Here is an 11,980-nt window from a genome sequence, read left to right as displayed (position 1 = left end):
CCGGCGATCGCCGAGGCGGCGGTCAGCGGCCGGATTCGCTGATCGCCCGATGGATGTCGCAGGCGTAAATGCGCCGGCCGCTGAGCAGGTACAGCGTATCGCCGCGGCCGGCGATGCGCGCCGCGCGCAGCGGCTCGCCGTCTTCGTCGATCAATTCGAAACTCGCCGCCGCGCAGGCCTGTGGACCGTCATCCAGGCTCAGCAAGTGATAAGTATCGCGATGGCGGTAGCCTCCGGCGAACAGGACATGGCGATGATGCACGGCGAAGGCATGCGAACCGATCGCGGGATCGGGCAACGTCCATGAGCGCACGATGCGGTGATCGCGCAGTTGCACCAGCGGAAAGCCGGTGTAGTAGCACAACCAGGTTTCGTTATGGCTGGCGAGGTTGAGCGCGTAGCAATCGGCCATGCTGTCCAGCGGTGCCGGCGGATCGTAGCGGAACACGCTCGTTCCTTGCGCGTCCCAGGCGACCAGGCCCGCGGTGGAAATCGGGTCGTCGCCGAATACCCCCTCGTCGAAATACCCGGTCCATATCTCGCCGCGCGCCGTCGTCTGAAGATGCTCGATGCCGTCGCCCAGCGCCAATTCGCGCAACAACTCGCCCGATCGCGAGTACACGCGGCCGTTGAGGCGGCTGTAACCGCCGCGCTGATGGGAGCGCGCGCAGGCCAGCAACAGATCGTCGCCGAGTGGTTGCAAGTGATGGATGTTGTGATGCTTGTCGTCGATGATCGCGTCCAACACGCATTCGCCGTCGAGCCAGGCCTGCGCGCGATAGCGCCGCGACGCGACCGGACGGTGCTTCGACGAAGCCGGGCCGCCGCCGCGATGATCCGGCGATCCGAGCGTATGCAGGGTATACAGCGTGCGCTGCGGGCCGGGATCGAAAGCGACCAGTTCGCCCGAGCCCGGATCGAGCGTGACAATGGGCCACAGTTGCAGAGTCTTCATGACGTGGGTCGAGTCCATTCGGATGCAGGCGAGGGATATCAGCGCCGCGGCGCAGTCTCGATCATGCCCGCGGATACAGGATCGAAGCCGGCCGGGAAGCGGGTGCTGTCGTCGTACTGCGCGCCTTCAAGCTTGCAGCCGTGCAACTGCGCACCACTGAAATCGGCGCCTTGCACGCGGGTGGCGCCGCCGAGCGCGTCGAGGCCCAGGTCGGCATCGCGCAGATTCGCGCCGGCCAGATTCGCGCCGCGCAAGTTCGCGCCGCGCAAATCCGCGCCCTGGAAAATGCATCCGGACAGGTCGCTGTCCGCCAGGATGGCCCAATACAGATTGGAGCGCGCGAAGCTGCGGCCGCGCAAGACTGCGGTGCCCATTGCGCACAGGGCGCTGAAATCGCCGTCCTCGCAGTCGATCGAATCGGCCGGCAGGTAGTAGACGCCCAGGTGATCGCCGTCTTCGTCGGTAAACGCTACGCGTCGTTTGTCGGTCGCCATCGCCGGCCCATCGTGTCGGTGCGGGCCCAGCTTAGCGCCCGCACCGCCCGGCGAAAACGCCGGGCGCCCGGCCTCGGGTTTCAGCCTTGCAAGAACGCCAGCAGATCGGCGTTGAGCCGGTCCTTGTGGGTGTCGGTCAATCCGTGCGGCGCGCCCGGGTAGACGATGAGCTTGCTGTTCTTGATCAACTTGGCCGATGCGCGGCCGGCGGCGTCGATCGGCACGACCTGATCGTCGTCGCCGTGCACGATCAAGGTCGGCACGTCGAATTTCTTCAGGTCTTCGGTGAAATCGGTGGCCGAGAACGCGGCGATGGAGTCGTAGGTGTTCTTGTGGCCGCCGGCCATGCCCTGCACCCAGAACCAGTCGATCGCGCCTTGCGAAGGCTTGGCGCCGGGCCGGTTGTAGCCGAAGAACGGGCCGGCGGCCAGGTCCTTGTACAACTGCGAACGGTCGGCGAGCGAGGCCGCGCGCAGGCCGTCGAACACCTCGCTCGGCAAGCCGCCGGGATTGCGCTCGGTCTTGAGCATCAGCGGCGGCACCGCCGAAATCAGTCCGGCTTTCGCGACCCGCGCGGTGCCGTGACGGCCGATGTAGCGCGCCACTTCGCCGCCGCCGGTGGAGAAACCGAACAGGACCGCATCGCGCAGGTCCAGGTGTTCGATCAGTTCGGCCAGATCGTCGGCGTAGTGATCCATGTCGTTGCCGTCCCAAGGCTGGGCGGAACGGCCGTGGCCGCGGCGGTCGTGGGCGATGCAGCGAAAACCGTTGCCGGCCAGGAAGAACATCTGCGCTTCCCAACTGTCGGCGGTCAGCGGCCAGCCGTGGCAGAACACCACCGCGGGACCGCTGCCCCAATCCTTGTAGTACAACTCGATACCGGCGCGCGTGGTGAAGGTGCTCATGGGGGCTCCGTGGTCGGTGGGGTGCCCGCGCGACAGCAGTCCGCGCACGGCCAGGGCGGCCGCTCGCGGCATGCCATCCTGGCGGAAGCTGGAGAACGGGCGGCGCGAGGACGCGGCCCATTACCGGTCCACGGGCAAAGCAGGTGGCGCCGGACAGCGTGATTGTCGATTCGTGACGGTTATCGCGATCGGATTTAGCGCGCGCGCTCATTGCGCCGCGCCGCCGCGCTTCAGCCGCGTTCGCGCGCGAAGCGTTGCCGATAGTCGCGCGGGCTGACGCCGAGCTTGCGGCGGAAGTGGTGGCGCATGGTGATCGCGCTGCCGAAGCCGGTCTCGCCGGCGATGCGGTCGATCGAGGCGGGCGTGGTTTCCAGCAGTTCGCGCGCGCGCTCGACCCTCGCCTGGATCAGCCAGTCGGCCGGCGTGGCGCCGGTGGCCTGCTTGAAGTGGCGCATGAAACTGCGCTCGCTCATCGCCGCGATCCGCGCCAGTTCGGCGATCGTCAGCGGCTCGGCCAGGCGCCTGCGCATGTCGTCCAGCAGCGGCGCCAGCGCGCCGCGTTCGCTGCGTTGCACCGGCCGTTCGATGTACTGCGCCTGGCCGCCTTCGCGATGCGGCGCGATCACCAGGCGCCGCGCCACGTGATTGGCGATGCGCGGGCCCCAATCGCGCCGCACCAGATGCAGGCACAGGTCCAGTCCGGCGGCGCTGCCGGCTGAGGTCAGCAGGTGGCCTTCGTCCACGTACAAGGCGTTGGCGTCGATGCGGATGCGCGGATAGCGTTCGCGCAGGGTTTCGAGGTAACGCCAGTGCGTGGTGGCGCGGCGGCCGTCGAGCAGACCGGTCGCGGCCAGCACGAACACGCCCGAGCAGATCGACAGCAGCCGCGCGCCGCGCGCATGCGCTTCGCGCAGGGCGTCGGCGATGGCGGCGGGCACCGGCGCGTCGCTGCCGCTCCAGCCTGGAACGATCACCGTGCCGGCGCGGGCCAGCCGGTCCAGTCCGCCGTCGGCCTGGATTTTCAGGCCGTACTGGCCGCGCAAGGGGCGGCGCTGGGCGGCGCAGGTTTCGAAGCGGTACCAATCGCGGCCCAGGCGTTCGCGGGTCAGTTCCGGCCGCGCCAACCCGAACACTTCCGCCGCGCAGGAAAATTCGAACGCGCACAGGCCTTCGTAGGCCAGCACCGCCACGCGCGGATTGATCGGCGCGCCGGTCTTCGCGGCGGCGCGCGCGGGCTTGCGGAGCACTGCGGCGGACTTCGGCATGATTTGATCGAAGTGTGGCAATCCTGCCAATGGTGGCGCAGACGGGCGCTGCCGACAATGAGCGTGTCGTCCTTACCTCGCCGGAGTTGATCATGCGCAATGCCGTCACCGAGATTCCCGCCGCCGCGCCCGCATCGGCGCTGGCGCACTTCCAGTCGCAATTCGCCTTCGAGACCGATTGCTGGGACACCCACGCCGCGATGGCCACGGCCGAGCCCGGCTTCGTGCTGGTCGATACGCGCAGCCCCGAGCTGTACGCGCGCGGCCACGTGCCCGGCGCGATCAATCTGCCGCATCGCAAGATCATCGCCTCGCGCATGGCCGCGTACCCGGCCTCGACCTTGTTCGTCGTCTACTGCGCCGGCCCGCATTGCAACGGCGCCGCACGCGGCGCGGTGCGGCTGGCCGAGCTGGGCTATGCGGTCAAGCTGATGGCCGGCGGCGTCACCGGCTGGCTCGACGAAGGCTTCGCGCTGGCGAGCGGGGAGGCCGAGGCGGCGGCGTGAGCGAAGCCGCGGCGCCTTCGCGCAAGTTGGATGGCAGATTCCGCCATGGAGTCGCGACGCGATCGGTATCCGCCGTCGGGCCGGTAGCCTGCCCGCGTGGCGGCCGAACGCGAGAATCCGAACGCCGCGCGCGTTGAGCGAGGTGTTCGCCTTGCCCGCCGGGCGCGGCGGGGGCTGAGCGAAAAATTTCTTCGCGGCGCGCATGTCACGGCGAAGCGGGCTGTATCGTCGTACCGTGGCGAGCGATTCGAAGACGCGCATCGACGCGTCCGCATCGCCGCATCGCCATCCCCCATTCGCAAGGAATCCGCATGAACTCCGCATCTCCCCGGCCGGTCTTCGCCCTCAGCAATCCCGTCGGCCTGTACGACCCCGCGCCCAACGGCTATTCGCATCTGGCCCAGGTCGAAGCCGGCGCGCGCTGGATACTGGTCGCGGGGCAGGGCGGTGAAACCGCCGACGGCGCGCTCGATCCCGACTTCCGCGCGCAGGTGCGCCAGGCCATGGCCAATCTGATCACCGCCCTGGCCGCGGCCGGCGCCGGCCCGCGCGATGTGGTGAAGTTCACCGTGCTGGTGGTCGATCACAGCCACGAGCGGCTGCACGTGTTCGGGGAAGAACTGGTGGCGGCGTTCGGCGCCGATCACCGCCCCGCCTGCACTTTGATTCCGGTGCCGCGCCTGGCCCTGGACGGGATGTTGTTCGAGATCGAGGCGAGCGCCGCGGTAGCGGCCTGAGTCGAGGCTTGTCGCCGCCGGAATCGACCGGCGGCGGCCGTGCGCGGCGCGAACGTGATAAATTGTGTTCGCGCCTGCAACGGGCGCGTCCCGCGGCCGTTCGCCGCCATCCCCGCCTTCCAATCCCCGCCCGCGCAGCCCGACTGCGTGGCGCGATCGGTTGGACGTCAGCAGGAGCCCGTATGAATCCATCGCAAGCCTTGATCCTGCGCGCCGCGGCGTTCGCCGCCGAGCGCCACCGCCATCAGCGCCGTCTCGACGCCGCCAGCACGCCGTACATCAACCATCCGCTGGCCCTGGCCGATGTGCTGGCCAATGAGGGAGGCATCGACGACCCGCTGGTGCTGTGCGCGGCGTTGCTGCACGACACCATCGAAGACACCGAAACCACCGCTGCGCAAATCGAGGCCGCATTCGGCGCGCAGATCGCCGCGGTGGTGTTGGAAGTCAGCGACGACAAATCCCTGAGCAAGCACGAGCGCAAGCGCTTGCAGATCGAACACGCCGCGCACGCATCGGCGCCGGCGCAGTTGATCAAGCTTGCAGACAAGATCTGCAACCTGCGCGATCTGCTGCAGACGCCGCCGAAGGACTGGTCGGCCGCCCGCAAGCGCGAATACTTCGAGTGGTCGGCCCGCGTGATCGCCGGCGTGCGCGGCGTGCACCCGGGTCTGGAAGCGGTGTTCGACGCGGTCTACGCGCACGTCGAGGAATTGGCGGACAGCGCCGCCTGAACCCGCCGGGGCAGGTTCAGCGAGGTCGCGCCGCGGCCTGCTGATGTATCGGCGCAAACGCTACGGCGCATGAGCCTGGCTGGGAGGCTCGCTCCGCTCCCGCAGCACAGCGTTGCGGACGGCGCAGGATAGACTGGGCATCCCCCGATCCGCGTCCATGCCATGCCCGTCCATACCGAAACCGAAACGCCCGCCCTGCAACTGTCGCCCATCGTCGCCGGCGTGTGGCGCATGGCCGACTGGAACTTCGATGTCGATCAGCGCCGGGACTGGATCCATCAGGCCCTGGCGCTGGGCATCGACAGCTTCGATCACGCCGATATCTACGGCGACTACCGGGTGGAGTCGTTGTTCGGCGAGGCGTTGGCGGCCGAGCCGTCCTTGCGCGATCGCATCAGGATCGTCAGCAAGTGCGGGATCAAGCTGACTTCGGCGCAGCGGCCGGAGCACCGGATCAAGTCCTACGACAGCTCGCGCGAGCACGTGCTGGCTTCGGTCGACAATTCGCTGCGCGCGTTGAACACCGATCGCCTCGATCTGCTGCTGATCCATCGCCCGGATCTGCTGATGGACGCCGATGCCTTGGCGCGCGCCTTCGAAGACCTGAAGGCCGCCGGCAAGGTGCTGCATGTCGGCGTGTCCAACCACACGCCGGCGCAGTTGGCGCTGTTGAACTCGCGCCATCGCCTGGCCACGCATCAGATCGAACTGTCGCCGCTGCATCTGCCGCCGCTCGACGACGGCACGCTGGAACAATGCCAGGCGCTGGCGATGCGGCCGATGATCTGGTCGCCGCTCGGCGGCGGGCGCTTGTTCGACGACGCCGACCTCCACGCCCGGCAGGTGCGCGAGGTGCTGGCGGCGGTGGGCGAACGCCACGGCGGCGCGTCGGTGGCGACGATGGCGTATGCGTGGCTGCTGCGGCATCCCTCGCGGCCGTGGCCGATCACCGGCAGCGGCCGCGTGCAGGGCCTGCGCGATGCGGTGCAGGCGCTGACGATTCAGCTCAGCGCGCAGGACTGGTACGAAATCTGGCAGGCCGCCGCGGGCCGCGAAGTGGCCTGAGGCCGCGGGACGCCATCGCGCAAACACGAAGGCCGCCGGTATTCCGGCGGCCTTCGTGTTTGCGCGCATTGGCAACGGCTTATTGCGCGAACGAATTCTCGCTGAGCCGCTTGAGGTCGCGCAGGCCTTTTTCGAACATGCCGCCGACCATCTTGTCCATGCTCATGAAGATGCCGATCGCCTTGAACAGGAAGTTGTGGCGGCCACTCATGGCCCAGGTCACCTCGGTGCGCGCGCCGACCGGCGTGAAGGTGAATTCGGCCAGGTTGTGGGCTTCGAAGGGCTTGAGGAAATCCAACTGGATCTTGATGTACTGGTCCGGGCGGGTTTCCAGGATCAGCATGCGGCCCTCGCCGACGTCCTTGTTGCCGACCCAGGCGTAGATCGCGCCTTCGCCCGAGGCGGCGCCTTCGTAGCTGCGGCGCAGATGGGGATCGACGTTTTCGAACGGCGACCACTGCGGCCAGCGGTGGAAATCCTGCACCTGGGCGAACGCGGCCGCGGGCGGCGCGTCGATGAGGATGCTGCGCTCGACGCGGAAATCCGATGGCCGCATCGCCGCCACGGCCAGGAACAACACGATGAGCGCGGCGATTGCCAGAAGAATGATCTGCAGCATGGAGAGGCGTCCTGAGGTTCGGGTAAGAGGCGATGCCGCGATCAGCGGCCTTGCGATTCCAGGCGCTCGACCGATTCTTGCACGTCGGCGGGGAAGTCCTCGATTTCCATGACCTTGCGGATCTCGATGGTCTCGTTGTCCGAACCCGGGCAGCGCTTGGCCCAGGCGATGGCCTCCTCGCGCGAAGCCACATCGAGCATCCAGAAGCCGCCGAGCACTTCCTTGGCCTCCGGGAACGGGCCGTCGGTGACCGTGGGCCGGCCGCCGCGGAAGCTGACGCGAGCGCCCATCGACGGCGGATGCAGGCCATCGAGCGAGATCAGCACGCCGGCTTCCTGCAGTTCCTGGTTGTAAGCCCTCATCGTCTCGATCTGTTCGGCGCTGGGCAGCGTGCCGGCCTTCGCGGATTCGTAGCCTTGCGGAATCATCAGCATCATGTAGCGCATGGGTGTTTCTCCTGTCGTTGTCGTTGGGTAGACGCGGCGGGCAGGCTTGGCGTTTAAGCCGGTTGCGGCACCGCGTTCTTGCAAGGACGACGAACCGGCGCGCGCCGGATCGACACGCGGGCGAAAAATATTTCGCCTCGCCCGCGACGGCGACCCGGCGGCGATCCACGCGGCAGCCGCCGCGGAACTGAATCGAATCTGTCTTGCGTGTGCCGCGATGCCGCAGCGGCGACCAAGGGACTGCTTACCATCGCGCCTTCATTGACCGAAGGCGAGGGCGGTAATGAGCAATTGGCAGGTCGCACGCAATGCATGGGCCTGGAGTCTGGCTGGCCTGTTGCTGAGCCTGGGCGCGGCCCGGGCCTTCGATGCGCCGGCGCCGGCGCGACCGGCCGCGGCCAAGGCCGCGCCGGCGGCTGCCGGCAAGGGCGCCTCGAAGGCGCGACCGGCGCCGGATACGAGCCTGGACCTGTACGCCGAACCCGATCGGCTCGTGGACATCGGCGGTGGCCGCCGGCTCAACCTGCGCTGCACCGGCCAGGGCGAGCCGACCGTGCTGCTGGAGTCGGGTTTCGGCGCCGACTCATTGGCCTGGGCCAAGTCGCAGCCGCAGATCGCGCTGCAGAACCGGGTGTGCTCCTACGATCGCGCTGGCCTGGGCCACAGCGACGCCGGTCCCTTGCCGCGCGATCTGCAGGCCGATGTCGCCGACCTGCACGCGCTGATCGACGCCGCCGACCTGGAAACGCCGCTGATCCTGGTCGGCCATTCTTACGGCAGCCAGATCGTGCGCCGCTTCGACGAGCGCTATCCCAAGCAGGTCGCCGCGCTGGTGCTGGTCGATCCGCCGGAGCAGAACGTCGGCGAGTTTTCCGCCGCCTACGCCAAGACCGAGGCCGCGATCGCGCCGAAGATGCTCGCGCTGTACGCCGCCTGCGAGCAGGGCGCGAAGGACGGCCGGCTGAGCGCGGCCAAGCCGCCGTCCGGCCTGCGCAACTGCCTGCGCGGGCCTAACCCGAACTACAGCGACAAATTGAACGCCGCCATCCGCGCCTGGCGCTCCAAGCCGGCGTTCTGGCAGACCATGATTTCCGGCTCGCAGGACCGCCTGTCGATGTACGGCAGCGCCGTGCCCAAGAGCGAGCGCCACGACGGCAAACCGGTGATCGTGCTCAGCGCCGACCAGCCGTACGCGGGCGCGCCGCCGGACGATCTCAAGGCGCTGACCGATGCGCGCGAACAGACGCATATGGCGTTGATCGCGACCTCGCGGCTGGCCAAGCGGGTGACCATCGCCAACAGTTCGCACGACATTCCCGGCGATCAGCCCGCGGCACCGGCGATCGCGGTGTTCGAGGCGATGCAGATGCGCAAGCGGGGCGAGGGGCGGTAGGTGGGGGCGGACTTCGGCAAGAAGCGAGAGGTATCTGATACTGGCTCAGTCATCGTCGTCCCGTTTCGTCACGCTTCCCCACGCCCGTCATTCCCGCGAACGCGGGCTCTGCTTTACTTCGGCGGCGCCGAACATCCAGCGTCTTTCGTGCAAGGTAGCCGCATCCCTTCAAGTCCGTCATTCCCGCGAAGGCGGGAATCCAGGGCCTTTCGTGCGAGAACGCCTGAAGTCACTGGATGTTCGGCGCCGCTGAAGTAAAGCAGAGCCCGCCTTCGCGGGAGTGACGGTAGGTAAGAACGCCGAGTCGTCCCATCGCCCCAAGCCGGAACGACACCAGCCAACCACACCAAGATGGAATATACCGTCACACCCACGCACCCCTTGCCCAACGCCAACACGCTCACACTTCTTTATCGCCACAAGCCGGAATATCGGCAACTTCGCGGCGCCGCAGTCAGCGCCCGCCGCGTCACCGCATTCGAACGCATAAACACGAAGGAGTCAGCATGGAACTGGGCATGGTCGGCCTCGGGCGCATGGGCGCCAATATGGCCGAGCGATTGGTGCGCGGCGGACACAAGGTCAGCGGTTACGATCCCGGCCCGGCGGCGCGCGAGCAAGCCGCCGCGCGCGGTGTGGGTACGCTGGCGTCGCTGGCCGAACTGGTCGCCGCGCTGCCGGCGCCGCGCGCGCTGTGGCTGATGGTGCCGGCCGGCAAGGTGGTCGATGCGACCATCGCCGAACTGCTGCCGCTGCTCGCGCCCGGCGACACGATCATCGACGGCGGCAACTCCAACTACAAAGACACCATGCGCCGCGCCGCGGAGCTGGCGGAGCACGGCCTGCACTACGTCGATTCGGGCACCAGCGGCGGCGTATGGGGCCTGAAGGAAGGCTACAGCCTGATGATCGGCGGGGAAGAAGCCGCGGTCGAACGCCTGCGGCCGATCTTCGAAACCCTGGCGCCGGCGGCCGATCGCGGCTGGGGCCGGGTCGGGCCCAGCGGCGCCGGACACTTCACCAAGATGGTCCACAACGGCATCGAGTACGGCCTGATGCAGGCCTATGCGGAAGGCTTCGCGATCATGGGCCATAAGGCCGACTTCGGCCTGGACCTGCACCAGATCGCCGAAATCTGGCGCCACGGCAGCGTCGTGCGTTCCTGGCTGCTGGACCTGAGTTCGGACGCGCTCGGCAAGAATCCGAGCCTGGACGGCATCGCGGCTTACGTCGAAGACTCCGGCGAAGGCCGCTGGACCGTGGCCGAGGCGATCGACCTCAACGTCTCAGCGCCGGTGATCACCGCGTCCTTGCTCGAACGCCTGCGCTCGCGCGACAAGGATTCCTTCGCGGACAAACTGCTCGCGGCGATGCGCAACGAGTTCGGCGGGCACGCGATCCGCAAGGAATGAATTGACGCCGCCGGGCTCTGAGCCCGGCGCGCGTCGCGGCGGCCGCGCTATGCTCGCGGCCAGCCGCGCATCCGGCGGCGCTTGCAGGCCCGCGCATGTCCATGCCATCGCCGCCGTCATCGATCCCGGCCGACGCGGCCGTTTCCGCACCGGCCGCGAGCGTTGCCGACGCGCCCGGCCTGACCCGCCTGGGTGCGGCGCGGCTGGACATGATCGACACCTTGCGCGGTCTGGTGATCGCCCTGATGGTGCTCGACCACGTTCGCGATTTCTTCCATCGCCAGGCGCTGCAGTTCAGCCCTACCGACCTGGATCAGACCACGCCCGCGCTGTTCGCCACGCGCTGGGTCACGCATCTGTGCGCGCCGAGTTTCGTCTTCCTCGCCGGCGTGTCGATCTACCTGCAGGGCGTCGGCGGCAAGAGCCGCGCCGAACTGTCGCGCTTCACGCTCTCGCGCGGCGCCTGGCTGGTGCTGCTGGAACTGACCGTGGTCGGTTTCGGCTTCCAGTTCCTGTGGCCGTTCGTGTTCCTGCAGGTGATCTGGGCGATCGGCTTTTCCATGATCGCGATGTCCGCGTTGCTGTGGCTGCCGCGTCAGGCGGTGTTGGCGCTGGGCGTGCTGATCGTCGCCGGGCACGGCTTCCTGGGCGGGTTCGATGCGCGGTCGCTGGGCGCGTGGGCGCCGCTGTGGACCGTGCTGATGCGGCCGGGCCCGTTGCCGGGCATCGAAAGTTTCGTCGCTTATCCGGCGCTGCCGTGGACCGGCGTGATGCTGATCGGCTACGGCCTGGGGCCGATGTTTCTGCTGGAAGCGGAGCGGCGCCGACGCGCGATCGCTGCGCTGGCGCTGGCGTTGTTGGCGACGTTCGCGATCCTGCGCGGCGTGGTGGCGTTCGGCGATCCCAGGCCGTGGCGGCGCATGACCGATCCGCTCTTCGATGCGATGTCGTTCGTCAACGTCTCCAAGTATCCGCCGTCGTTGCAATATGTCCTGGCGACATTGGGCGTGTCGTTGCTGCTCATGCTCGCCCTGGAGCGATTGCGCGGCCCGTTGCGTCCGGTGCTGCTTGCCTACGGCCGAACGCCGTTGTTCACCTACCTGCTGCACATCTATCTGGCGCACGGATTGGCCGTGGCGATCGGCGTCGCCGGCGGAATTCCGGCGTCGGCGTTCCCCGGCATCATCGGCAACGGCCAGCGCCTGCTCGAGGCAGGCTGGGGCATGGGATTGCCGGCGGTGTTCGGCATGTGGCTGCTGGTGCTGGCGATCCTGTATCCGTTGTCTGGCTGGTTCGCAGGAGTCAAACGCCGCCGCCGCGACCGCTGGTTGAGTTACTTATGATCTAAGACCTTGGTCTAATTGAGAGGCGGCGCATGCCGCTTTCACACGTGCGGTCACGGATGACAACGATGTCTTCTCTCGCGTCGCGCTAGCCTGCGCAGGCAGT

13 protein-coding genes are annotated in these 11,980 nt (G+C 68.0%); 7 read left to right on the top strand and 6 right to left on the bottom strand.

The genetic code is table 11. The annotated features are described in order from the left end of the window. Window positions 1-22 precede the first annotated feature (22 nt). From LG3211_RS19690 to ftrA, 4 genes are all read right to left on the bottom strand, one after another. On the bottom strand, window positions 23-955 hold the full coding sequence (locus LG3211_RS19690; RefSeq protein WP_148649026.1) for a hypothetical protein: 933 nt from the start codon (window positions 953-955) through the stop codon (window positions 23-25). A 38-nt stretch (window positions 956-993) separates the two neighbouring features. Next, a complete protein-coding gene (locus LG3211_RS19685) occupies window positions 994-1,449 on the bottom strand; it encodes a pentapeptide repeat-containing protein (protein ID WP_057944311.1) in 456 nt (151 codons plus the stop codon). Between the two features lie 80 nt (window positions 1,450-1,529). Then, window positions 1,530-2,354, bottom strand: a complete 825-nt coding sequence (locus LG3211_RS19680; protein ID WP_057945617.1) for an alpha/beta fold hydrolase — start codon at window positions 2,352-2,354, stop codon at window positions 1,530-1,532. 230 nt (window positions 2,355-2,584) lie between these two features. After that, on the bottom strand, window positions 2,585-3,619 hold the full coding sequence (ftrA, locus tag LG3211_RS19675; RefSeq protein WP_083512682.1) for a transcriptional regulator FtrA: 1,035 nt from the start codon (window positions 3,617-3,619) through the stop codon (window positions 2,585-2,587). A gap of 92 nt (window positions 3,620-3,711) precedes the next feature. Between ftrA and LG3211_RS19670 the strand changes: the two genes are divergently transcribed. From LG3211_RS19670 to LG3211_RS19655, 4 genes are all read left to right on the top strand, one after another. After that, a complete protein-coding gene (locus LG3211_RS19670; protein WP_057945615.1) occupies window positions 3,712-4,125 on the top strand; it encodes a rhodanese-like domain-containing protein in 414 nt (137 codons plus the stop codon). Between the two features lie 311 nt (window positions 4,126-4,436). Then, a complete protein-coding gene (locus LG3211_RS19665) occupies window positions 4,437-4,862 on the top strand; it encodes a RidA family protein (protein ID WP_057944310.1) in 426 nt (141 codons plus the stop codon). Window positions 4,863-5,044: 182 nt separating this feature from the next. Further along, window positions 5,045-5,596: an HD domain-containing protein gene (locus LG3211_RS19660; RefSeq protein WP_057944309.1), complete on the top strand. Its 552-nt coding sequence runs from the start codon at window positions 5,045-5,047 to the stop codon at window positions 5,594-5,596. Between the two features lie 162 nt (window positions 5,597-5,758). Beyond that, complete coding sequence (locus LG3211_RS19655) at window positions 5,759-6,661, top strand: aldo/keto reductase (RefSeq protein ID WP_057944308.1); 903 nt, start codon at window positions 5,759-5,761, stop codon at window positions 6,659-6,661. 79 nt (window positions 6,662-6,740) lie between these two features. On the opposite strand, the gene LG3211_RS19650 is transcribed toward LG3211_RS19655, so the two are convergent. Together LG3211_RS19650 and LG3211_RS19645 are read right to left on the bottom strand one after the other, a co-directional pair. Beyond that, window positions 6,741-7,280, bottom strand: a complete 540-nt coding sequence (locus LG3211_RS19650) for an SRPBCC family protein (RefSeq protein WP_057944307.1) — start codon at window positions 7,278-7,280, stop codon at window positions 6,741-6,743. 41 nt (window positions 7,281-7,321) lie between these two features. Continuing rightward, complete coding sequence (locus tag LG3211_RS19645; protein ID WP_057944306.1) at window positions 7,322-7,726, bottom strand: YciI family protein; 405 nt, start codon at window positions 7,724-7,726, stop codon at window positions 7,322-7,324. A 283-nt stretch (window positions 7,727-8,009) separates the two neighbouring features. Between LG3211_RS19645 and LG3211_RS19640 the strand changes: the two genes are divergently transcribed. The 3 genes from LG3211_RS19640 (at window position 8,010) to LG3211_RS19630 (ending at window position 11,874) form a co-directional block, all read left to right on the top strand. Continuing rightward, entirely contained in the window at window positions 8,010-9,119 is a 1,110-nt protein-coding gene (locus tag LG3211_RS19640; protein WP_057944305.1) for an alpha/beta fold hydrolase, read from the top strand. 506 nt (window positions 9,120-9,625) lie between these two features. Beyond that, entirely contained in the window at window positions 9,626-10,531 is a 906-nt protein-coding gene (gnd, locus tag LG3211_RS19635) for a phosphogluconate dehydrogenase (NAD(+)-dependent, decarboxylating) (RefSeq protein WP_057944304.1), read from the top strand. A gap of 95 nt (window positions 10,532-10,626) precedes the next feature. Beyond that, on the top strand, window positions 10,627-11,874 hold the full coding sequence (locus LG3211_RS19630; RefSeq protein WP_083512681.1) for an acetyltransferase domain-containing protein: 1,248 nt from the start codon (window positions 10,627-10,629) through the stop codon (window positions 11,872-11,874). The last annotated feature ends 106 nt before the right edge of the window (window positions 11,875-11,980 follow it).

Origin of the sequence: Lysobacter gummosus (assembly GCF_001442805.1) — a bacterium.
Lineage (GTDB): Bacteria > Pseudomonadota > Gammaproteobacteria > Xanthomonadales > Xanthomonadaceae > Lysobacter > Lysobacter gummosus.
Note: the sequence above shows the minus strand (reverse complement) of the source record. Positions and strands in the feature narration are given on the sequence as shown.